General features: G+C 57.5%; 28 protein-coding genes and 1 pseudogene. 26 read left to right on the top strand and 3 right to left on the bottom strand.

Annotated elements, in window-relative coordinates; genetic code table 11:
• Positions 1-5 precede the first annotated feature (5 nt).
• The 21 genes and pseudogenes from ACX3YD_RS08905 to ACX3YD_RS08805 all read left to right on the top strand — a co-directional run bounded on the left by ACX3YD_RS08905 (position 6) and on the right by ACX3YD_RS08805 (position 15388).
• Positions 6-329, top strand: a complete 324-nt coding sequence (locus ACX3YD_RS08905; protein WP_458959703.1) for a phage holin, lambda family — start codon at positions 6-8, stop codon at positions 327-329.
• On the top strand, positions 326-1168 hold the full coding sequence (locus tag ACX3YD_RS08900) for an N-acetylmuramidase domain-containing protein (RefSeq protein ID WP_458959702.1): 843 nt from the start codon (positions 326-328) through the stop codon (positions 1166-1168). The genes ACX3YD_RS08905 and ACX3YD_RS08900 overlap by 4 nt, the downstream gene beginning before the upstream one ends.
• Complete coding sequence (locus tag ACX3YD_RS08895) at positions 1165-1371, top strand: hypothetical protein (RefSeq protein ID WP_458959701.1); 207 nt, start codon at positions 1165-1167, stop codon at positions 1369-1371. The genes ACX3YD_RS08900 and ACX3YD_RS08895 overlap by 4 nt, the downstream gene beginning before the upstream one ends.
• On the top strand, positions 1368-1811 hold the full coding sequence (lysB, locus tag ACX3YD_RS08890; RefSeq protein ID WP_458959700.1) for an Rz-like lysis system protein LysB: 444 nt from the start codon (positions 1368-1370) through the stop codon (positions 1809-1811). Before ACX3YD_RS08895 ends, lysB begins: the two co-directional genes overlap by 4 nt.
• Positions 1726-1911 (top strand): annotated as a pseudogene (gene lysC, locus ACX3YD_RS08885) (Rz1-like lysis system protein LysC); the annotation flags it as partial. The gene lysB and the pseudogene lysC, both read left to right, overlap by 86 nt.
• A complete protein-coding gene (locus tag ACX3YD_RS08880; protein WP_458959699.1) occupies positions 1908-2384 on the top strand; it encodes a phage tail protein in 477 nt (158 codons plus the stop codon). The pseudogene lysC and the gene ACX3YD_RS08880, both read left to right, overlap by 4 nt.
• A complete protein-coding gene (locus ACX3YD_RS08875) occupies positions 2381-2839 on the top strand; it encodes a phage virion morphogenesis protein (RefSeq protein WP_458960398.1) in 459 nt (152 codons plus the stop codon). Before ACX3YD_RS08880 ends, ACX3YD_RS08875 begins: the two co-directional genes overlap by 4 nt.
• A gap of 73 nt (positions 2840-2912) precedes the next feature.
• Entirely contained in the window at positions 2913-3788 is an 876-nt protein-coding gene (locus tag ACX3YD_RS08870) for a hypothetical protein (RefSeq protein ID WP_458959698.1), read from the top strand.
• 84 nt (positions 3789-3872) lie between these two features.
• Complete coding sequence (locus ACX3YD_RS08865) at positions 3873-4445, top strand: phage baseplate assembly protein V (protein WP_458959697.1); 573 nt, start codon at positions 3873-3875, stop codon at positions 4443-4445.
• On the top strand, positions 4442-4786 hold the full coding sequence (locus tag ACX3YD_RS08860; protein ID WP_458959696.1) for a GPW/gp25 family protein: 345 nt from the start codon (positions 4442-4444) through the stop codon (positions 4784-4786). Before ACX3YD_RS08865 ends, ACX3YD_RS08860 begins: the two co-directional genes overlap by 4 nt.
• Positions 4783-5694, top strand: a complete 912-nt coding sequence (locus ACX3YD_RS08855; protein WP_458959695.1) for a baseplate J/gp47 family protein — start codon at positions 4783-4785, stop codon at positions 5692-5694. Before ACX3YD_RS08860 ends, ACX3YD_RS08855 begins: the two co-directional genes overlap by 4 nt.
• Positions 5694-6317: a phage tail protein I gene (locus ACX3YD_RS08850; RefSeq protein ID WP_458959694.1), complete on the top strand. Its 624-nt coding sequence runs from the start codon at positions 5694-5696 to the stop codon at positions 6315-6317. The genes ACX3YD_RS08855 and ACX3YD_RS08850 overlap by 1 nt, the downstream gene beginning before the upstream one ends.
• Positions 6310-8220 carry a phage tail protein gene (locus ACX3YD_RS08845; protein ID WP_458959693.1) on the top strand — a complete coding sequence of 637 codons (1911 nt, stop codon included), beginning with the start codon at positions 6310-6312 and terminating at the stop codon, positions 8218-8220. The genes ACX3YD_RS08850 and ACX3YD_RS08845 overlap by 8 nt, the downstream gene beginning before the upstream one ends.
• Positions 8221-8229: 9 nt before the next feature.
• The gene (locus ACX3YD_RS08840) at positions 8230-8628 is read left to right on the top strand and encodes a tail fiber assembly protein (RefSeq protein ID WP_458959692.1); all 399 of its coding nucleotides are present in this window, start codon (positions 8230-8232) and stop codon (positions 8626-8628) included.
• A 109-nt stretch (positions 8629-8737) separates the two neighbouring features.
• Positions 8738-9907, top strand: coding sequence for a phage tail sheath protein (locus ACX3YD_RS08835; protein ID WP_458959691.1), 1170 nt, complete (start codon positions 8738-8740; stop codon positions 9905-9907).
• A 46-nt stretch (positions 9908-9953) separates the two neighbouring features.
• Positions 9954-10469: a phage major tail tube protein gene (locus ACX3YD_RS08830; RefSeq protein ID WP_458959690.1), complete on the top strand. Its 516-nt coding sequence runs from the start codon at positions 9954-9956 to the stop codon at positions 10467-10469.
• Positions 10470-10505: 36 nt separating this feature from the next.
• On the top strand, positions 10506-10838 hold the full coding sequence (locus ACX3YD_RS08825) for a phage tail assembly protein (protein ID WP_458959689.1): 333 nt from the start codon (positions 10506-10508) through the stop codon (positions 10836-10838).
• A gap of 8 nt (positions 10839-10846) precedes the next feature.
• Positions 10847-10966, top strand: coding sequence for a GpE family phage tail protein (locus tag ACX3YD_RS08820; protein ID WP_041752072.1), 120 nt, complete (start codon positions 10847-10849; stop codon positions 10964-10966).
• Positions 10956-13679, top strand: coding sequence for a phage tail tape measure protein (locus ACX3YD_RS08815; RefSeq protein WP_458959688.1), 2724 nt, complete (start codon positions 10956-10958; stop codon positions 13677-13679). The genes ACX3YD_RS08820 and ACX3YD_RS08815 overlap by 11 nt, the downstream gene beginning before the upstream one ends.
• A gap of 6 nt (positions 13680-13685) precedes the next feature.
• Positions 13686-14126 carry a phage tail protein gene (locus ACX3YD_RS08810; RefSeq protein WP_458959687.1) on the top strand — a complete coding sequence of 147 codons (441 nt, stop codon included), beginning with the start codon at positions 13686-13688 and terminating at the stop codon, positions 14124-14126.
• Positions 14123-15388, top strand: a complete 1266-nt coding sequence (locus ACX3YD_RS08805) for a phage late control D family protein (protein ID WP_458959686.1) — start codon at positions 14123-14125, stop codon at positions 15386-15388. Before ACX3YD_RS08810 ends, ACX3YD_RS08805 begins: the two co-directional genes overlap by 4 nt.
• Here the strand turns inward: ACX3YD_RS08805 and ACX3YD_RS08800 are convergent.
• From ACX3YD_RS08800 to ACX3YD_RS08790, 3 genes are all read right to left on the bottom strand, one after another.
• Complete coding sequence (locus ACX3YD_RS08800) at positions 15385-16542, bottom strand: hypothetical protein (protein WP_458959685.1); 1158 nt, start codon at positions 16540-16542, stop codon at positions 15385-15387. The genes ACX3YD_RS08805 and ACX3YD_RS08800 overlap by 4 nt on opposite strands.
• A 54-nt stretch (positions 16543-16596) precedes the next feature.
• Positions 16597-17760, bottom strand: coding sequence for a nucleoid-associated protein (locus ACX3YD_RS08795; RefSeq protein ID WP_458959684.1), 1164 nt, complete (start codon positions 17758-17760; stop codon positions 16597-16599).
• A gap of 267 nt (positions 17761-18027) precedes the next feature.
• Positions 18028-18444 (bottom strand): helix-turn-helix domain-containing protein, encoded by a 417-nt coding sequence (locus ACX3YD_RS08790; protein WP_458959683.1) that lies wholly within the window; start codon positions 18442-18444, stop codon positions 18028-18030.
• A gap of 101 nt (positions 18445-18545) precedes the next feature.
• On the opposite strand from ACX3YD_RS08790, the gene ACX3YD_RS08785 reads away from it, so the two are divergent.
• The 5 genes from ACX3YD_RS08785 (at position 18546) to ACX3YD_RS08765 (ending at position 20273) form a co-directional block, all read left to right on the top strand.
• Positions 18546-18806, top strand: a complete 261-nt coding sequence (locus ACX3YD_RS08785; RefSeq protein ID WP_458960397.1) for a helix-turn-helix domain-containing protein — start codon at positions 18546-18548, stop codon at positions 18804-18806.
• Between the two features lie 29 nt (positions 18807-18835).
• Entirely contained in the window at positions 18836-19309 is a 474-nt protein-coding gene (locus ACX3YD_RS08780) for a YmfL family putative regulatory protein (protein WP_458959682.1), read from the top strand.
• On the top strand, positions 19306-19596 hold the full coding sequence (locus tag ACX3YD_RS08775; protein ID WP_086793337.1) for an Ogr/Delta-like zinc finger protein: 291 nt from the start codon (positions 19306-19308) through the stop codon (positions 19594-19596). Before ACX3YD_RS08780 ends, ACX3YD_RS08775 begins: the two co-directional genes overlap by 4 nt.
• Positions 19593-19964: a hypothetical protein gene (locus ACX3YD_RS08770; RefSeq protein ID WP_458959681.1), complete on the top strand. Its 372-nt coding sequence runs from the start codon at positions 19593-19595 to the stop codon at positions 19962-19964. The genes ACX3YD_RS08775 and ACX3YD_RS08770 overlap by 4 nt, the downstream gene beginning before the upstream one ends.
• Positions 19965-20039: 75 nt before the next feature.
• Positions 20040-20273 carry a hypothetical protein gene (locus tag ACX3YD_RS08765; protein WP_458959680.1) on the top strand — a complete coding sequence of 78 codons (234 nt, stop codon included), beginning with the start codon at positions 20040-20042 and terminating at the stop codon, positions 20271-20273.
• Positions 20274-20278 lie beyond the last annotated feature (5 nt).

The raw sequence follows: 20278 nt of genomic DNA, 5'->3' as shown, positions 1-20278 counted from the left end.
ATGGAATGAAACGCATGCCTGAACGTCCCGACACCTGGGCCTGGCTCGCCGCCTGGCTCGAACAGAACTGGCCCGCCATTTATGCCGGCCTGCTGGCCCTGGTCATCGCAAGCCTGCGGGTGATCTACGGTGGCGGCACCGTGCGCCGCATGATGATCGAGGCCCCACTCTGTGGCGCGCTCGCGCTGTCTGCGAGCCACGGGTTGTCGCTGCTGGGGATTCCGGCCTCGACCGCGCCATTCTTCGGCGGTGTCATCGGGCTGCTCGGCGTCGAGGGCACCCGTGCTGCGGCCAAGAAGATTTTCAACCGCAAGGTAGAACAGCTATGACCACACTTCGCCATGGCGACCGCTCGCAAGCGGTGCGCATCCTGCAAAAAAACCTCAATCAGCACGGCGCCAAGCTGGAGATCGATGGCGACTACAGTGATGTCACCGAAGCGGCCGTGCGCGCTTACCAACTCAAAGTAGGCCTGGTCGTCGATGGTGTAGCTGGCACCAAGACGCAAGCTGCGCTTGCCGGCAATGATTGCCAGCAACTGCTGAAAAACACCGACCTGGTCAACGCAGCCGAACGCCTTGGCGTGCCGCTGGCCAGCGTCTACGCAGTCAATGAAGTCGAATCGAAAGGCGCCGGGTTCCTCGACAATGGAAAACCGGTCATCTTGTTCGAGCGACACATCATGTACCGGCAACTGTCGAAGGTTCGGCACGAAGGCGACGATGCTGCCACGCTCAAGCAGCACGCCGACCAGTTGGCCTCGATCAACCCGGCCATCGTCAATCCGAAATCCGGGGGTTATGCCGGTGGCAGCGCGGAACACCAGCGCCTGGCAACCGCTCGCCTGATCGACGACACCGCCGCGCTGGAATCCGCCTCCTGGGGTGCTTTCCAGATCATGGGCTATCACTGGCAACGTCTGGGCTACAGCAGCGTGCAGGACTTCGTCGCCGCCATGAGCGCGGGCGAGTCGCAGCAGTTCGATGCCTTCGTCCGCTTCATCGAAACCGACCCCGTGCTGCACAAGGCGCTGAAGACGCGCAAATGGGCCGAGTTCGCCAAGCTCTACAACGGCCCGGATTACCAGCGAAACCTGTACGACATCAAACTCCAGCGCGCCTACGAGCGGCACGACAACTGCGGTTGCGGTCAGGCGGTGGCGGCATGATCGACTTCGACGCGGTGCAACGATTGAACGTGCAGGATGGGGATCTGCTGGTGGTGCCAGAGGACAGCGATCAGCACGACATGGAACTGCTATGCGACGCGCTCTACGTTCAGATGCCGGCGCGCAAAGTCATCATCATTCGCGGCCCGGTGCAGCAGCTAGACGTCGCGGACATGAACAAACTTGGCTGGTACCGGGCGTGAGCACCCTGCGCCAAGCCCTGCTTGGAATCGCGCTGCTCGCGGCCCTGGGATTGCTGATCTGGAGCCAGGAGCTGCGAATCAGTGGGGCGAACAAGGACACTCAACTGGCCGAGCTGGATGCCAGCAACGCCCGGGAAGAAGCCGAACGCAACCTCGCGAACGCCAACGCGTTGCACGCCACCCTGCAACAGGAACGCAACGCCCAGACCACCCTGCGCACCCAGCAGGATCAACTTCGCCAAGGCCTGGCGAAGCGCGAACTCACCATCGAGGCTCTGAAACGTGAAAACGCCGACCTACGCAATTGGGCTGCCCAGCCTTTGCCTGATGCTGCTCGCCGGCTGCGCGAGCGCCCCGCCCTCACCGGCGCCGACGCTTATCGTCAGTGGCTGTCCGGCCGTGGTGCCTTGCACCCTGCCAGCAACCAGCCCGCGCAGTAATGGCGATCAACTCACCGACCAGGATCGCGTCGAGGCCGCTTGGGCAGACTGCGCGAGCCAGGTGGACATGATTTACCAACACCAGCAGGCCCAGCCATGAACAAGCCCGACAGCCTGAAAGCCCACCTGCTCGCCACCGTGGCCGAACTCAAGCACAACCCCGACCGACTGTTGATCTTCATCGACAACGGCAAGATCCGCTGCACAGCCGCGCATACACTCTCGTTTGAATACAGCTTCGACCTGCAGGTCATCCTCACCGACTTCGCGGGCCACCCCGACAGCGTCATGCTGCCACTGCTTGGGTGGCTGAGCGTCCACCAGTCCGAGCTGTTGGAGAACTTGAGCAAGGCCGCAGACGGCATCCAGTTCGAGGCCGACATTCTCGACAACAGCAAAGTCGATATGAGCCTGACACTGCCGCTAACTGAACGGGTGGTGGTGGGCAAGGACGACCAGGGAAACACCACCATCCGCCATCCCGGCGAACCGCAACGATCTGCCGACTTCCTCGATCCGAACTGGATACCTGGCGCCCAGGGCACCGGTAGCGAATGGGTACTGCCGAAATGACCAACCGGCTGGAAGCGCTGGAGGATTGGGCGGCGGGATTGCTCGGGCAGCTTGAGCCGGCATCGCGCAACAAGCTGGCACGCAGCATCGGCCAGGCGTTGCGACGCAGTCAGCAGCAACGAATCATTGCCCAACAGAACCCAGACGGCAGCAAGTATGCGCCGCGTAAGCAGCGCAATTTGCGCGGTAAGCAGGGGCGGATGAAGCGGAAGACGAAGATGTTTCAGAAGCTGCGCACAGCTAGCTTTCTCAAGGTCAACGGCGACGGGAATGCTATCAGTGTCGGCTTTACCGGACGGATTGCCCGCATCGCTCGAGTGCATCAATACGGTTTGAAGGATCGAGCCGGACGTGCTGCTCCGAATGTCCAGTACGAGCGAAGAGAAGTTCTGGGTTTCACTGATGCAGATGTCGATCTGATCCGCGACGGCCTTCTTGCTCACCTTCTTGAATAGTGATTCCACGACTGATTAGTGTTAGAACCTTAGCAGAGTCCAAACTGATCAAAATGGCTTCTGGAGATTTCTTATGGAAGAGCTAGATAAAAAAATCGAAGAACGTAACGAGGCTTTAGCAAAGAAGCTGATCGAATATTTGGAACCGCACCTTCCTGCCATTCAAACAAACATACAAAAATTCGGTCGCTGGCTCGAACAAATTAAATTCGACTTCTCTCCAATCCTAAAGGCAGTGCAAATTGATTGGGCCGCAGTACAGAAGCGTTTAGAAAATTTACCCGCCCGCGCTCGGGAAGCTGTTAGTACAGCCTCAGAACAGGGTTGGTTTTTTAACTGGCAGAATTCGCTTAAAGATACCGTTGAGCTAATAGAGAAGCTTGGAGAAGCAGGAGCGGAAGAAGCAGATGAAATACTCAAAAACCATTTCACAGCGGACTTTGACTGGTACGTCAAGTTAATCACCGACATGTATCCCGTCAGAAAAAACGCGATTGAAGCAGCAGCAAGTGCACATAAACGAGGCGCCCCAGAAGGATACTACCTAAGCATCCCAATCTTCCTGGCGCAAGCTGATGGAATACTCTCAGAGATAACGGGCTTGCAACAACCTATGAGCGGCCGCGATGGAAAAATCCGAGGCAGCACCTACGTTAGTGAAAAAATAGGCGACAACCAAGACGCAAAAGATTTACTACATCAAATAATAAATCTCAGCAACATGAGTCTGCTGAAAAGCAAAGGCGATCGAGACAAAGAAAGTATCGCAAGTGGGAAAACGTTTAACGCCTTGAATCGCCACCAAGTTATACACGGTGAGGTTTCGGACTACGGGACAGAGCTAAACAGCCTAAAAGCTTTTTCATTTTTGATTTACATCGCTGCGCACGTGCCCGAAACGCTGGAATCTGCCAGATTAAAAAAGAGCATTGAGCCATCAAGCCAGTGATTTACCGTCTATCAAAGTTGTAGTCCAAATCAATACAAATCCCTACCGCTGCAAACTATCGTTCATGGCGCCACCATCGGCGCCATGAACGACTTAGCCACCCTCGCCCGCCTGATCGAAAACCTCATCCGCCTCGGCACCATCGCCGACGTGCAGATGATGCCCCCTCGCGTGCAAGTCAAAACCGGAACCCTCACCACCGGCTGGCTGCCATGGATTGCCGCCCGAGCCGGTGCCGACCGCGAGTGGAACCCACCAACCATCGACGAGCAAGTCATTCTGTTCAGCCCATCCGGCCAACTCGGCAACGGCATAGTCCTGACCGGCCTGTTCAGTGACCACATCCCCGCCAACGGCGACCGCGAAGGCCTGCACCGCTGTACCTACCGCGATGGCACCGTCATCGAGTACGACAGCGTCGCCCACCATCTCAACGCCACGCTGGCCGAAGGCGGCACCACCCACCTGACCAGCACCGGCGGCATCCACATCGTTGGCCCGATCACCCATGAGGGCGACTACACCCAGACCGGCAACCAGAACGTCACCGGCAAAGTCACTGTGTCCGAGGACGTGGTCGCGGCCAACATCAGCCTGGTCAACCACTCACACGGGAATGTGATGCCCGGCGGCGCAAAAACGGGGAAACCAGAATGAACCGAGAAACCGGCGCCGCCCTTGGCCTGGTCGATCACATCGCCCAGTCCATCACCGACATCCTGACCACTCGTATCGGCACCCGCGCGATGCGCCGTGAGTACGGCAGTCTGTTGCCCGAGCTGGTGGATCAACCGTTCAACGACTTCACCCGCTTGCAGGTTTACGCAGCCACCGTCATGGCCCTGATGCGCTGGGAAACTCGCATCAGCCTCAGCCGCGTTCAGTTTGTCGGGGCGAACCTTCAGGGTCAGTCATCGCTGGATCTTGAGGGCACCCTCGTGGACAGCAATCAGCCGCTGAGCCTGAGCGTGCCGCTGCAACTGGGAGGCAGCGCATGAACACCTTCGTCGCCATCGACCTCGGCCAACTTCCCGCGCCGCAAGTCGTCGAACAGATCGACTACGAGCAGATCCTCGCCGAGCGCAAGGCGTACGCCATCAGCCTCTGGCCGATCGAGGAACAGGCCGAGATTGCCGCCCGCCTCAACATGGAGTCCGAGCCGCTGACCAAACTGCTCGAGGAAAACGCCTACCGCGAAACCGTCTGGCGTCAACGGGTCAATGAAGCCTCCGTCGCCAACATGCTGGCCCTGGCCAAAGGTACCGACCTCGAACAGCTCGCGGCCAATTTCAACGTCAAGCGCCTGGTCATTCAGGCCGCGAACCCGACAGCAGTGCCGCCTATTCCCAAGCTGATGGAAAGTGATGACAGCCTGCGCGAGCGTGCGCAGATGGCATGGGAAGGACTCAGTACCGCCGGCCCGCGCAACAGCTACATCTTCCACGCGCGTTCCGCTGATGGTCAGGTCGCCGATGCCACCGCAGAAAGTCCGGCGCCGGCCGAGGCAGTGGTCACGGTGCAATCCGTGCTGGGCGATGGCACCGCCTCGCCGGCCCTGCTCGACCAAGTCAAAGCCTATCTCAGCGACGACGACCGCCGGCCGGTTGCGGATCGCCTGACTGTGCAAGGCGCCGAGATCATCAACTACCAGATCAAGGCCTTGATCTACCCCCTGACCAATGGCCCGGAAACCGAACTCGTTCTCGCCGCTGCCGAAGCCAAGTTGCTCAAGTTTGTGCACCAACGGCGCCGTCTCGCACTGGAAGTCTCCGAATCGATCGTGCACGCCGCACTTCACATCGAGGGTGTGCGCAAGGTCGTGCTGGAAGATTGGGAAGACATCGTCGCTACCAAGTACCAGGCGCCGTACTGCACGAAAATCGAATTGGCGCTGGGGGTTGAGTGATGACCTACCAACCGCTACTGCCAGGCAACTCGACACCGCTGGAACGTCAAGCTGCGCAAGCCCTGGCGCAGATCCAACGCGTGCCCATTCCCCTGCGCACGCTGTACAACCCAGACCAATGCCCACTGCCTTTGCTGCCGTACCTCGCCTGGGCGTTTTCTGTGGATCGCTGGGACGGGAAATGGACAGAGGCCGCCAAACGCGCCGCCTGCCGCGCCGCCCACTACGTGCATTCGCACAAGGGCACCATCGGCGCGTTGCGCCGGGTGGTCGAACCGCTGGGCTACCTGATCGAGGTCGTGGAGTGGTGGCAGACCGTGCCACCTGGCACACCCGGCACGTTTGCCTTGCGCATCGGCGTCCTCGACTCCGGCATCACCGAAGCGATGTATCAGGAACTGGTGTGGCTGATCGACGACGCCAAGCCCCTGACCCGGCACCTGACCGGTCTCGACATCATTCTTGAAACCCACCTCGACGCCTACGTTGGGTTCGCTGTGTACGACGGCGATGAAATCGATGTTTACCCCTGGAACAACCCGGACATCGACGTTTCGATCCGGGGCTATAGCGGCGTGAGTCTTTACACCCTCGACGAACTGGATGTGTACCCCCATGATTGATCAGAATTCTATTTTCGGCGGCATGCTGACGACGCTGGGCGCCGCCAAGAAAACCAACTGCGATGCCCTTGGCATTCCGTGGGAACCACGCTACATGCTGATCGGTGATGCCAACGGCACTGATCCGGTGCCCAGTCCCGCTCAAACCAAACTGGTCAATCAGCGGTATCGGGCACAGCTCAATCAGTTACGCGTATCCCCCACTGACGACAATATCCTCATTGCCGAGTTGGTGTTGCCGCCGGACGTCGGCGGCTGGTGGATCCGCGAATTGGCGCTTGAAGACAAGGATGGCGTGTTCTCGGCGGTAGCCAACGTAGCGCCAAGTTACAAGCCATTACTCGCTCAGGGTTCAGGTCGCAACCAGGTGGTGCGGATGCACATCATCACCAGCGGCACGTCGAACATTCAGCTGAAAATTGATCCTGCGGTGGTCCTGGCCACGCGCCAATACGTCGACGACGCCGTTAACGGCTTGCTGCCGGCCAACAAGGTCGCCGGTACCTATACCAAGGTCACGGTGAATGATCGCGGTGTGTTGGTGAGCGGGTCGAACCCCACCACACTGGCAGGGTTTGGCATAACCGACACCTACGCCAAGGCCGAAATCGAGTCAATGATTGCGCAGGCCTCGGCGTTGCCGGTCGGGGCGCAAATGTCATTTCCGGTGAACAATATCCCGCCCGGTTTTCTGGAGCGTGACGGTAGCGTAAAGCCCATTGCGCTCTATCCGGATCTGGCGGCGTACCTTGGCGGTGCGTTCAACCGGGGGGATGAGGGGGCCGGCAATTTCCGGTTGCCGGAATCGCGCGGCGAGTTCGAGCGTGGTTGGGATCATGGGCGAGGCGTAGATGTCGGTCGGACGGTGGGCAGTGCGCAAATCGGTAGTTACCTGCCAGGCGACAACAACGCACAAGACGAAATTGTTTACGTCCATGACTCGACCGATAAGGTAGGGCTTGGGTGGGATACGTTTACCGGAAATCCGGCGTCGGGCAGTGTGCGGTTTTCGTCCAGTCAGACTGGAAGCCAGCCGAATCCCGGGCCTCTTAGCATGCATGGCGGCGCCGCGCGCCCGCGTAACGTCGCGGTGGTGATGTGCATCAAGGCCTGGAACGCGCCGATCAATCAGGGAAACATTGATATTGCCGCGCTAGCCGCTGCGCTGGATCAGCTTCAGGTCAATGGGCCTGTAGTGGGCACTACGCGCAATGCTCGCATGAGCGTACCCGCTGCCTCGGCCACCGCTACCTTTGCGGCCGATGAGGTGGTGGTCGGCGACGCCAATGGCAAAACCTACCGCCTCAGAAACTTCAGTCAGCCGATAAACTTGGCAGCGGCCATAAAAGGCTTGGGGACAATGGACGTTGGTGCTGCGCCGGCCAGTGGGACTGTCGCGGTATATGCGCTGTATAACCCGACGACCAAAAATCATGGTGTGACCGTCGTTAACGTTACGGGCGCAGTTGCTCCGAACCTGTGCGCGGGAGTGCTTCCGGCCGGTTACACCGCGTCTGCCCTGGTCAGTGTTTGGGCCACCACGGCGGCAGGATTGTTTCGAACGGGCAGCCAGGAGAATCGCAGCATTACCACGCAAGTGTCCGTGCTCAACGGCACATGGGTCACCGCCCTTGTGCCGCTGGCCATGCCCGGTATCCCTTTGAACGCCAAGCGAGTCATCGGTCAGGCTGGGGTGAACTCCGCTGCACCTGGCGCGATTGGGATCGGCTTGGCGTCCGATGCGAACTCCCTCGGCTTTCAGTTTATTTCGTCGTCGTCGAGCAACTCGATCAGTGGCAATTTCAATTTGCTGGTCCCAACACCTGGTTCGATTTACTACCAAACACAATCAAACGCCGGGGCCACGACATTCGGTGTCAGCGTCACCCAGTACGAATTTTAAGGAGCAGCCATGAAGGTTTTTGTGCAGTTCTCAGACTCAAGCAAAGAGCAAGTAGTGGCCGAATTCGGAGGTCAGCAAGATCGTGAATTCTACCCTCATCAGGGAGAAATCCCGGTAGACGATCCACGTTACGTGGATTTTCTGGCGCTGATCGCTGCCGTGAAGGCGAACACTCCTGAGGCGAACGCGCGAGCCTGGCGCGATGCCGAAATCGTGCGCGTTGCCTGGTTGCGCGACCGTCATCGCGACGAGCTTGAGCTGGGCGAAGAAACAACTGTCACCGCCGAACAGTACTCGGAGTTACTGACCTACATCCGTAACTTGCGCGAATGGCCAGCGACTGTAGGCTTCCCGGTCGACGACTCTCGGCCATTAGTTCCGGTATGGATAACCGAGCTGCTGCAATAACGCCACATCGGGCTTGTAGGCGAATTCGTGACAAGTCCCATCGCTCGCCCATCCGCCGCGCGCGCGGCAGCCTGTGCACTGTCATCCCATTTACTGCGCAGGCAAAACCATGGCCGATTATCTTCACGGCGTGCGGGTGCTCGAACTCAACGACGGCACCCGCCCCATTCGCACCATCCCCACCGCTGTCATCGGCATGGTCTGCACGGCCGACGATGCCGACGCTACCGTATTCCCGCTGGATACCCCGGTGCTGCTCACCAACGTGCAGACCGCCATCGGCAAAGCCGGAGTGAAAGGCACCCTCGCGACCAGCCTGCAAGCCATCGCTGACCAGACCAAGCCCTACACCATCGTCGTTCGCGTCAAAGAAGGCGCCACCGAGGCGGAAACCAACAGCGCCCTGATCGGCACGACCACCGCCGAGGGTAAATACACCGGCATGAAAGCCCTGCTCGCCGCCAAGGCCAAGGTCGGCATGGTGCCGCGCATCCTCGGCGTGCCAGGCCTCGACAGCCAACCGGTGGCCACCGCGTTGGTGAGCATCGGCCAGCAGTTGCGAGCCTTCTGTTACGTCAATGCCTGGGACTGTAAAACCAAGGAAGAAGCGGTCGCTTACCGCGAGAACTTCGGCGCCCGGGAAGTGATGGTGATCTGGCCGGACTTCCAGAACTGGGACACCGTCACCAACGCCACAGTGAAAGCCTCGGCCGTTGCCCGCGCCCTCGGCCTGCGCGCGAAGATCGATCAGGAGGTGGGCTGGCACAAAACCCTGTCCAACGTCGCGGTCAATGGCGTTACCGGGATCAGCGCCGACGTGTTCTGGGATCTGCAAAACCCGGCCACTGACGCCAACTACCTCAACGGCAACGAAGTCACCACCCTGATCAACGAAGGCGGCTTCCGCTTCTGGGGCAGCCGCACGTGTAGCGACGATCCATTGTTCGCTTTCGAGAACTACACCCGCACCGCGCAGATCCTCGCCGACACCATGGCAGAGGCTCAGATGTGGGCTGTGGATAAGCCCATGCACCCTTCCCTGGTGCGCGACATGATCGAGAGCATCAAGGCCAAGTTCCGCGAAATGGTCGGCAGCGGTTACCTGATCGGTGGCGACTGCTGGTACCCGGAAGACATCAACGACAAGGACACCCTCAAGGCCGGCAAGTTGTACCTCGATTACGACTACACCCCCGTGCCGCCGCTGGAAGACCTCACCCTTCGCCAGCGCATCACCGACCGCTACCTGATCCAGTTCGCCAGCAAAGTGAACGCCTGAATCGGCGCTCCCCTGCGGGGGAGTCCGTACCCCGGAGACCAACGCCATGGCCATGCCTCGCAAACTCAAAAACATGAACCTCTTCAATGACGGCAACACCTACCAGGGCGTTGCCAAAAGCGTCACCCCGCCCCCACTGGGTCGCAAGATGGAAAGCTATCGCGGCGGTGGCATGAACGGCCCGGTCAAGGCTGACCTCGGGTTCTCCGATGACGGCATCCAGTTCGAATGGAAGACCGGCGGACTGGATCTGATCGCGCTCAAGCAGTTCGGCAGCGTCAACGCGTCCGGTGTGCAACTGCGTTTCGCCGGTTCCTTCCAGCAGGACGACACCGGCGAAATCAGCGCCGTGGAAATCATCGTGCGCGGCCGTCACGAAACCATCGAGATGGGCGACGCGGCGCCTGGTGAAGACACCGAACACAGCATCACCACCACATGCAGCTACTACAAGCTGGTCGTCGATAACGAAGACATCATCGAGATCGACTTGCTCAATTTCATCGAGAAGGTCAATGGCGTGGACATGCTGGAGAAACAACGTTCCGCCATCGGCCTTTAATCCGCTCACCGTCAATCCCACCACCCGGAGCATCCTATGAGTACCGAAAAAAACACGACCGAAGCCCTGCCCGTTGCTGATGACAACACCGTCAACCTCGACACCCCCATCGTGCGCGGCAAGTCGTATTTCACCAGCGTCACCTTGCGTAAACCGTCATCGGGCGAACTGCGCGGCGTGCACCTGATGGACCTGCTGAACCTCGATGTCGCTGCCTTGCTCAAGGTGCTGCCACGCATCACCTCGCCAAGCATCACCGCCACCGAAGCCGCCGGCATGGACCCGGCCGATCTGCTGGCCTGCGGCAACAAGGTCGCGCATTTTTTGTTGCAGAAGTCGGTGAGGACGGACGCCTCCCTCGTTGCGTAGAGGACGCCATGGCCGATCTGGCCGTGGTCTTTCACTGGGCGCCGGCTGACATGGACCAGTTGGGCCTGCAAGAACTGATGGACTGGCGCGAGCGCGCCAGAGTGCGGAGTTCCACAGATGGCGAATGACTTAAAACTTCAGGTACTGCTCAACGCCATCGACCGCGCAAGCGGTCCCCTGAAGGCCATCGACAAGGGCAGCATCGGCGCTGCCCGCGCACTCAAGGATGCACGCGACCGCCTCAAGGAACTCAACGCCCAGCAGAAAGACGTCAGCGCCTGGCGCACCCAGCGCGCTGCCGCCGAACAGGCTGAAACCGCCCTCACCTCCGCCCGCGATAAAGTCCGAGCGCTCAGCCAACAGTTTGCCGCCACCGGTGTGCCTACCAAGGCCATGGCCAAGGACTTCCGCACGGCCGTGCGCGAAGCTCAGCGACTCAAGGAACAACACCAACAGCAATCGGAACAGTTGCAGGCCCTGCGCTCGAAGCTGTACGGCGCCGGGGTCAGCACCAAAGACCTTGGCACCCACGAACGCCAATTGCGCGAGCAGATCGGAGCTACCAACACATCGATCAGCGAACAGGGCAAACGGCTCGTAGCTCTGAATGCGCAGCAGAAGCGTTTGGCCGTCGAACGCAGCAGGTTGGAGAAAACCCAAAGTCTTGCCAGCGACATGGCCGTCAATGGCGCCGCCGGCTTGGGTGCGGGCTACGCAATCAGTCGCCCGCTGAAACAAGCGGTTGAAGCGTTCGCACCGAACGAGGACTCGGCGACACAGTTGAAGGTGTCGATGATGGACGACACCGGCAAGGTCTCCGAAGACTTCCAGAAGATCACTGACCTCGCCACCAAACTGGGCGACCGCTTGCCCGGCACCACGGCCGACTTTCAAGAAATGATGACCATGCTGCGGCGCCAGGGCCTCAGCGCGCAGAGCATCCTCGGCGGCACCGGTGAAGCGGCGGCTTACCTGGGCGTGCAGTTGAGGATGCCAGTGGCCGAGGCTGCAGAATTCGCGGCCAAAATGCAGGACGCCACGCGCACCACCGAGAAGGACATGATGGCGCTGATGGACACCATCCAGCGCGGGTTCTACTCGGGCGTCGACTCGACCAACATGCTGCAGGGCTTCAGCAAGATCGCCCCGGTGATGGACACCATCAAAAAATCAGGGATCGAGGCTGCCAATGAACTGGCACCGCTGCTGATCATGATGGACCAGGCCGGTATGGACGGCGGTGCCGCCGGTAACGCCTTCCGCAAAATCTTCCAGGCGGGCTTGGACAAGGACAAGGTCGACGACGTCAACAAGATCCGCCAACTGAAGGGCCAGAAAGTCCAGTTCAGCTTCACCAACAAGGAAGGTAACTTCGCCGGACTAGAGAACCTGTTCGCCCAGGTCGAAAAGCTCAAAGCCCTCAACGACGAAGACCGCACCGAGACCATCAAGGACTTGTTTGGTGACGACTCGGAAACCATGACCACCCTCAACACCATGATGAACAAGGGGCTGGCGGGTTACAAAGAGGTGCAGCAAAAGCTCCAGAGCCAGGCCGACCTGCGCACTCGGGTCAACGAACAACTCAGCACCCTGACCAACGTCATGGAGGCCGCCGAGGGCAGCTTCACCAACGCCATGGCCGAGTTCGGCGCCGCCGTGGCGCCTGAGCTCAAAGAGCTGATCAACACCCTGGGCGAAGTTGCGAACAAGGTGGGCGCCTGGGCGCGGGAGAATCCGAAACTGGCCGGCGGACTGGTCAAGATCGTGGCCTTGGTGGCCGGTCTGTCGTTCGTGTTCGGTGGCCTGGCCATCGGGATGGCCAGCCTGCTGGGTCCGTTTGCCGTGGTTCGTTATGGCATGGCGATGTTCGGTATGCAGGGTGGTGGCACGCTCCGAATCATGCAGAAGCTGTTCCCAACCATCACCGGTCTGGCACGCAATGCATTCCCGCTGCTGGGTCAGGGTGTTCGGCTACTCGCCAGCACACTCAGCGGGGCATTGGTAACCGCATTGCGCACCGTCAGCATTGCACTGTGGGGACTCGCCACCAACCCAGTGGCGCTGGCCATCGGCGCGGTGGTCGCCGTCCTCGCCGGTGCGGCCTACCTGATTTACACCAACTGGGACGCCGTAAAGCTCTACTTCGCCAATGCCTGGACCGAAATCAAAACCGGATTCAGCGGAGGCATTGGCAGCATCCTGAATACCCTGGCCAACTTCAGCCCCATCGGTTTGATCTACCAAGCGTTCGCCGGCGTATTGAGTTACCTCGGCGTGGACCTGCCGAGCCGCTTTACCGAGTTCGGCAACATGATCGTCAACGGATTGGTCAACGGGCTATTGGCCGGACTAGGCCAGATCAAAAATGCCGTCAGTTCGGTCGCGGACTCGGCCATCAACATGTTCAAGGAAAAACTCGACATCCACAGCCCGTCTCGCGTGTTCACTGCGCTGGGCGGCTTCACCATGGCTGGCCTCACCCAAGGCTTGCAAGGTGGTCAGGACGGCCCTCTGGCCGCGATTGCCAACATGGGCAAGCAGGTCGTCTCTGCCGGTCAGCGTGCACTTGGCGCCGTGGCTGGCCCATTGGGCGCTGTCGGGTTGCCCCAGCTGCCCACCGGTGCCGCCGCTTCGTCCTCAGTGTCGATCGATAATCGGGCGCCGATCAGTTCTACGCAGGCAGCAGCCAACGACAGCCACGACACCTATGAAATCAACATCCACACGACGCCAGGCATGGACGCGCAGGCTGTTGCCCGAGCCGTACGTGCCGAGCTGGCCCGCATTGCCAGTGAAAAAAGCGCCCGCAAACGCAGCAGACTGTCCGATCTGGAGTAACCCGCCATGATGCTCGCCCTGGGCATGTTCGTCTTCAGCATTTCCACCGCCGCCTATCAGGAGTTGCAGCGCCAAACCGAATGGCGCCACGCCAGCAGCAACCGCGTCGGCGCCGCACCTGCTCGGCAATTTGTTGGCCGGGGCGACGACTCAATCACCCTGCCAGGCATCATCCTGCCGGAACTGGCTGGCAGCGTACTCAGCCTCGATGCTCTACGCCTGATGGCCAACACCGGCAAGGCCTGGCCAATGGTCGAGGGCAGCGGCCGGATCTACGGTTTGTGGATCATCGACAACCTGAGCGAAACCAAAACGCTGTTCTTCCGCGACGGCACACCACGGCGCATCGAATTCACCCTCAGCCTCAAGCGCATCGATGACGACCGCATCGACCTGATCGGCGCCGGTACCAGTGCCGGCGTCAGCATCATGAGGGCGCTGCTGTGATCGATGCCGCCCTCACCCGCGTCACCGGCTTTCTGGACAAGACCATTGAGCGCTACAAACGAGAGGCCGCCTACCCCGTACCGGCGTTCCGCATCACGGTAGATGGCAACGACATCGCCCAACTCATCAGCCCGCGCCTGATGAGCCTGGAGCTCACCGACAACCGTGGCATCGAAGCGGACCAGCTCAGCCTCACCCTCAGCGACCATGACGGACTGCTGGCGATCCCGCCCAAAGGTGCAGTGGTTCGGTTGTGGCTGGGCTGGAGTGATACCGGGCTGGTCGACAAAGGCACCTTCACCGTCGATGAAACGGAACACTCCGGCGCCCCCGACGTGCTGAGCATCCGCGCCCGCTCTGCCGATCTGCGCAAAGGCCTGAAGACCAAACGCGAACGCAGTTGGAGCAACACCACGCTCGGCGACGTGCTGGGCGACATCGCCCTGGGCAACGGCCTGACCGCCACCATTGCCGGCGCCCTCGACGGGCTGCCCATCCTGCAGCTCGACCAGGCGAATGAATCCGACGCCAACCTGATCAGCCGCATCGGCGAAGAGTTTGACGCCGTAGTGACCGTCAAAGCCGGCTGCCTGCTGTGCCTGCCAGCAGGCGGCGGCAAAACCGCCAGCGGCGCCGAACTGCCCCACATCACCCTCACCCGCGCCGACGGCGACCAACACCGCTACCTGCAAGCTGACCGCGACAGCTACGACGGCGTGCGCGCTTACTTCTACGATGTGAACAGCGCCAAGAAACAAGATGCCATCGCCGGCGGTGGCGAGAACCTTAAGGATCTGCGGCACACCTACAGTGACCGACAGTCTGCCCTGCGCGCGGCGCGGGCGGAGTTCAACCGCCTACAACGTGGCAGTGCGACGCTCAGCTATACCCTGGCCATGGGCAGGCCGGATCTGATACCTGAGCTGACCTATACGCTGGAAGGTGTGAAACCTGAGATCGACGAAATCATCTGGTACGGCGGGAATGTGCAACACACGCTCAGCGCGGACAGCGGATACACCGTCAGCATAGAGCTGGAGAGTAAGTTACCGGAGGATACGGTCGAGGATCTGGCTGAAGAGAACAAGGAGGACTTCACCGGGATAATCGCTTACTACCGCGACAAGAAGACTGGGAAGGAAAAGACCGTGACGGTTGGAGATCAGAGTAAACCACGACGATTGCGGTGGTTGTATGCGTCGAAGAACACAGCAAAACGTGCGGTGGATCGAGAATGGAAAAGAGCAAAGTCAACAGATTAGAAATCAAATAAAAAGCAAATTAACTGCGGCATCCATTTATACGAGAACATCCCTATCATCATAAGCGTTGGCAGGACGGCCAACGCCAAAAAAAACCAAAGAGTCATTACAAGAAATTTACGTTGCGACCTAATTTCCTTTCTAGTATTCGTCAGGAGCCGCTGCAAATTTCCCGGATAAGTATTCAACCGCTTATCAAACAGATCAAATGTTATGTTCAGACTATTATCCAATCGCTGAATATTTAATTTTTGGTTCCAAAGAACACCGCAAAAAATCAAGGTCACCATCAGCACACCAACAGCAATTGACATCACCTCAATGGGTGCGACAGCCTTATCAAGAAGAACAAGCGCCCCAAACGAGACCGGCAAAGCTAACATCTTACCCGCCATATCACTCAAAACATTACTTAGCTTCGTTCCATACTCCAGTTCAGCTTTAGCCAGTTCCGTACGTACTTTATCGAATGAAAACCCATGCACGTAGGCTTGTAGGTTCTGCCAATATTTCTGCAACACCTCATCCCAGTGCTTTAATACAAAAGGAAAAACAGCCTCTTCACCTGCCAACTCTATTACATCAGCAATCGCGGAGCTGAAAATCAGCTTTCGCTCTTCCAAATGAATTTTATGCTCATTATGAGCGGAGGATAATAGCCTAACCAACTTAACGTGTCGCAAATTCAAACTTAAAATACTTTCATCAACTTTGGTTTCCAAGACAAATGTCTTCGGCTTTCTATTCTCGTCAGCAGGTAATGCGAAAAAAATATTTTCGTGAAAGGTTGATGACTTACGATCTGCAACCGCAACCAGCCCACACAAACCATCGATTAAATCACAGCAAGCCTTGACAGAATCATAACTACTATTTTCAACTCCATCCGTTGTAGACCAGTCATCTTCGATTATGTAGAAATTCTCGGGGAGCTTTCCTTTCCCTAGCGTCGGCGTCGCTCTTACAAAGCTAATGAAATCTAAATGAAAACGCCCGGATTCAGAGGTTGGCAAATAGAATTCAACTTCAATATTTCCGTTGGTTTCGTCGGCCTCAACCAGTTTACCGAAGCGCTCGGCTAAAGACTTACATTTTACAATACACTCCCTAATTTCAGCCGTGCAGGCGCCGTTGTAGACAATGCGATCATCCAAAAGAGCCGGCCGACCCAACAACCGGTAAAGTTGCACGACAGTTGAAAACACTTTTTAAACAACCCCATCCGCAGCAAGAGCGGCTTCAATCGCCCGGCACATTTTTTCCGTAGGTTCGGAAAGAACAATTTGTTTACTCTCACTATTATAGCAGACCTTACTATTCGTAGTTATCCCCAAAGATCCTTTTTCAAATTGCAACGCCCAATGACGCCCCGAATCCCCTTTAATTCTGATTCGCTGATTAAGAGCAACCTTATTAACAACAAACTCCTCAGGAACTTGATTTTCGTCATCATTTAGAAACTCTTTTAGCTCCTCAACATACAGGACCAGCTCAGCTTGTTCTGGCGGAATACATGAAGTCGCTGCAGCGTGAATGCCAGCTAAACTAGCATGATGACCATCTTCTATTTTTTGTTGCAAATAACGAACAACATTTTCTCGAGCAAGAACTTTTAGATGTTTAATCGGCTCTCGATTCTTGAAAAAAACCTCGACCATATCCATTGCATTTCTAGTTGCCCTTGCCGATGCTACACCTCTCTCACAACCCAGCGCCTCGACGAAATATCCAGATGCTTCGCTCCCCTTTCCCTTACTGATAAAACACAGATACGTCTTCTCTTTCGCCATCTCCAACTCAGCCAACTCCTCCTCTTCTAAACCGTCGATTTCTTCACAGTCCTCCGGCTCGGGATTGAGAAACTCAGACAACCGAGACAAATTTATCCTCGCAGCCTGTTGTATCTTCGACATGTCAATGTCGGTAGTCTCTTCGGGAATGTAGTCAGAATTTAACTTCAACCCATCGCGTTGTTTGATGCTGGTCACAAGGAGAAACGGTACGCTTTCGCTAATATAATGAGCGAAAAGAATGTAACCGCCGGTTGAAAGAGCCTCACTCAAAGACTTTTTGACAAGCTCGTCCAAGGCAGCATGCGTGAGCCCTTCAAATTTCGAACTTGAATCATCTGCAATGTATCCGGACGCTACAGGGGGAAAAGAGCCCTGTCGCCCTACATCAGAAAACTGCCCCCAAACTACGTTATTGCCCGGCTTTCCAAGGAGGGCATGTATACTTGAGACAAGCTTTACCACAGTAGGCTTGCTTACATCAAAAAGTGGTTTCTTAATGATCTTTGTTGTATCAACAACAGCTGCGTGCTTTTCCTTCTCGAAACTATGTATTACTGCATGCTTCAATTCAAATGCCATTTACCCACCTCACAGACGGGGTATTTAATTAAAAATCGCCATCTAAATAATTTTTAAGTGATCTTCATCACTTTATTTTTGTCAAAAAAAAAAACCACCAAGTTCGGTGGCTTTCGTAAGTGAAAGACTACGATGTTCTTAAAAAAATTGAGCATCTATCATATCCTTATGGTTCTTTTCCCTCGATGTAGAGCACCAACCATTCCACTTTTATGAATGTGATGCGTTTGCATCCTGCACCGAAGATCCGTTCTTAATGGGTACAGATTATGCTGGCCGTTTGGTATCGGCAAGGGCTTCAGTCAAATCCTTGAGGCGCTGCTCGACATCCATTAAGCGTTTCTTTTCCTCAGCAGCGCTTTGTATCTCCCGCTTGCCTGCGTCGCCCAGGGAGCGAAAAAGCTCAAGCATGGCCTCTTCCTGCGGGTTGGAGGCTGGCATCACAACTTTTGATTCCATATCCCCTGGATGCATTGGCCCCTCTCCTCTGAGCAGCCAGTCGAGTGAAAGCCCCTTTTCCTCGGCAACATTTACACATAACGAATAAGGAACCGAGTTACGCGAGCGCCAATTACCCATGGTTGGGCGGTTGACGCCCGTCAGCTCGCAAAGCTGGGAGTCATTTTTGGCGTCTAGTGCGATCTGGAGACGATCTAGGACCGCTCCCGCGCTTTTTTTATCCAATTTGAATAATCCACTCTTGACTTACCCATTTTGGGTAATTAGGCTTACACACAATGAGTACATCTTAACCAACTAGGAACACATCAACCATGAGCCAAGCCATGGAAAAGCGCCAGATCCAGGCGCGGCTGATTGAGAACGGAAGCAACTTCCGCCAGTTCGCGATCAGCCACGGCTATGAACCGCGCACGGTGACTCAAGTAGTTCAACGGTGGGCCGGTCATGACTCGCTACCACGTGGGCGCCTGTCCTTCAGCATCCTACGGGACATTTCAAGGGTGATTGGGAAGGAAGTACTGCCCGGCATCCTTGTAGATCCCGATACAGCGCCAAATGAAACTGAAGCTGTTGATCAACTGTAGGGTCGGTGGGGCCAAGGAGAAACCAGAAGATGAAACGCCCAGTTCTAGCCAGCAGAAAGGACGTAGTCAGCGCGGTGATTGGCGCCTACGAGGGTGGCCGAATCTACGCCGCTGCCGACCTCGGAATGCCACTCAAGAAGTTCGATAACCAGGCTTACGAAAACGCAGGCAGCCGCCCGCTGAGCGACGACCACATCCACCGACTTGAGCAGGTTGCTGGTACCACCTTTCTGCCCGATTACATCGCGGCCAAATATGGCGGCTTGTTCGTACCACTGACAGTGTCGGCCGATCTGGACAACGTCGAGTTGTACAACCGGTCAGTCAAAGCCGCAGCCAAGCGCGGCATGGTTGATCAGATCATTGCCAAGGCATTGGACGACGGCGTCATTGAGTCCTGCGAAGCCCAGGCCATCATTAACGCCCTGATGCACTACATGTCCGCCCGCTACGCGGAAGTGCTGGCAACCATTCAACTGCACGGTCGGGGAGTCGTCGGGTGAGTACTTACAAACTTGTCTGCCCGCACTGCCAGGGCCGCATGCGCATCCGCACCAGCGAAGGCACACACATTTTCCTGCGGGTGGCCTACCTGCAATGCACCAACGAAGCCTGCGGTTGGTCGGTTCGCGCTGAGTTCGAAATGACTCACGAAATGAGTCCCAGCGGCATGGCTAACCCGTCGGTGCGTTTGCCCATCGCCGACATCGCCCTGCGTCGCGCCGCAATGAAGACCGCCAACGATCAACCCGACCTGCTCGACCAAATGGAAATGGAGTGCGCGCAATGAATCATGAACAGTTGACCCACGACTATCGCAGCAGCATGCAACGCGCCGCGTTCGCTTACCTGCAACGGCACGAAGCGCAGTACCTGGTGGATTCGGACCTGCTCTATGACAACTGCGTTCGGCACCTGGCCACGTCATTGGAAGTGCCTGTCTTCATGGCGGAACGGCTGGTGCACAACGCCTGGACGGAATTGCAGGTGGCCAACCAGCGCAAATGGATCGGTGTCGATTGGGGCAGCAACCCCGGTTGTACCGTCGTGCACTTGATCGACGCCCGGGCAGGCCTGCGCTACCCGGTTCCGGCAAGGCTGCTGCCACAGACCCTGCTGGCCCAGCGCGATTCCGCGCACAAGCACCACCCTCAGTAACTCCCTTTTAAACACCCCGCCCTGCCCCGCTTCCCGTGGGTTTGGGTGAGCTTTGCCCGAAATCCGAGGTGGATCATGGAAATCGACATCGCCATCACCGCAAAACTGCCCCGCGCACAGGCCGAAGCCCTGCTCCAGGCACTGCGCACCCAGTACTCGATGCAGTTCAACGAGTACTGGTATGACGATCGATTTCGCATGATCCCCGAGGGTCTACGGCATGGCTCGCTGCTGTCGGCTTTCCCGGTGATGGCCGCGCAAAAACGCCTGATTGGCGCCCTCAAACACAGTCTCGGCGAAGTGAAGTAAGCCCC

It is taken from the genome of Pseudomonas fluorescens group sp. PF-1 (assembly GCF_054481335.1).
Note: the sequence above shows the minus strand (reverse complement) of the source record. Positions and strands in the feature narration are given on the sequence as shown.

Coding starts and splice junctions, on each gene's coding strand:
- ACX3YD_RS08835 (WP_458959691.1), top strand. CDS start 8,738: ATGGCCGATTATCTTCACGGCGTGCGGGTGCTCGAACTCAACGACGGC.
- ACX3YD_RS08785 (WP_458960397.1), top strand. CDS start 18,546: ATGGAAAAGCGCCAGATCCAGGCGCGGCTGATTGAGAACGGAAGCAAC.
- ACX3YD_RS08810 (WP_458959687.1), top strand. CDS start 13,686: ATGATGCTCGCCCTGGGCATGTTCGTCTTCAGCATTTCCACCGCCGCC.
- ACX3YD_RS08880 (WP_458959699.1), top strand. CDS start 1,908: ATGAACAAGCCCGACAGCCTGAAAGCCCACCTGCTCGCCACCGTGGCC.
- ACX3YD_RS08845 (WP_458959693.1), top strand. CDS start 6,310: ATGATTGATCAGAATTCTATTTTCGGCGGCATGCTGACGACGCTGGGC.
- ACX3YD_RS08840 (WP_458959692.1), top strand. CDS start 8,230: ATGAAGGTTTTTGTGCAGTTCTCAGACTCAAGCAAAGAGCAAGTAGTG.
- ACX3YD_RS08895 (WP_458959701.1), top strand. CDS start 1,165: ATGATCGACTTCGACGCGGTGCAACGATTGAACGTGCAGGATGGGGAT.
- ACX3YD_RS08860 (WP_458959696.1), top strand. CDS start 4,442: ATGAACCGAGAAACCGGCGCCGCCCTTGGCCTGGTCGATCACATCGCC.
- ACX3YD_RS08855 (WP_458959695.1), top strand. CDS start 4,783: ATGAACACCTTCGTCGCCATCGACCTCGGCCAACTTCCCGCGCCGCAA.
- ACX3YD_RS08900 (WP_458959702.1), top strand. CDS start 326: ATGACCACACTTCGCCATGGCGACCGCTCGCAAGCGGTGCGCATCCTG.
- ACX3YD_RS08825 (WP_458959689.1), top strand. CDS start 10,506: ATGAGTACCGAAAAAAACACGACCGAAGCCCTGCCCGTTGCTGATGAC.
- ACX3YD_RS08795 (WP_458959684.1), bottom strand. CDS start 17,760: ATGGCATTTGAATTGAAGCATGCAGTAATACATAGTTTCGAGAAGGAA.
- ACX3YD_RS08770 (WP_458959681.1), top strand. CDS start 19,593: ATGAATCATGAACAGTTGACCCACGACTATCGCAGCAGCATGCAACGC.
- ACX3YD_RS08865 (WP_458959697.1), top strand. CDS start 3,873: ATGAACGACTTAGCCACCCTCGCCCGCCTGATCGAAAACCTCATCCGC.
- ACX3YD_RS08780 (WP_458959682.1), top strand. CDS start 18,836: ATGAAACGCCCAGTTCTAGCCAGCAGAAAGGACGTAGTCAGCGCGGTG.
- ACX3YD_RS08765 (WP_458959680.1), top strand. CDS start 20,040: ATGGAAATCGACATCGCCATCACCGCAAAACTGCCCCGCGCACAGGCC.
- ACX3YD_RS08820 (WP_041752072.1), top strand. CDS start 10,847: ATGGCCGATCTGGCCGTGGTCTTTCACTGGGCGCCGGCTGACATGGAC.
- ACX3YD_RS08815 (WP_458959688.1), top strand. CDS start 10,956: ATGGCGAATGACTTAAAACTTCAGGTACTGCTCAACGCCATCGACCGC.
- ACX3YD_RS08870 (WP_458959698.1), top strand. CDS start 2,913: ATGGAAGAGCTAGATAAAAAAATCGAAGAACGTAACGAGGCTTTAGCA.
- ACX3YD_RS08830 (WP_458959690.1), top strand. CDS start 9,954: ATGGCCATGCCTCGCAAACTCAAAAACATGAACCTCTTCAATGACGGC.
- ACX3YD_RS08850 (WP_458959694.1), top strand. CDS start 5,694: ATGACCTACCAACCGCTACTGCCAGGCAACTCGACACCGCTGGAACGT.
- ACX3YD_RS08875 (WP_458960398.1), top strand. CDS start 2,381: ATGACCAACCGGCTGGAAGCGCTGGAGGATTGGGCGGCGGGATTGCTC.
- ACX3YD_RS08905 (WP_458959703.1), top strand. CDS start 6: ATGAAACGCATGCCTGAACGTCCCGACACCTGGGCCTGGCTCGCCGCC.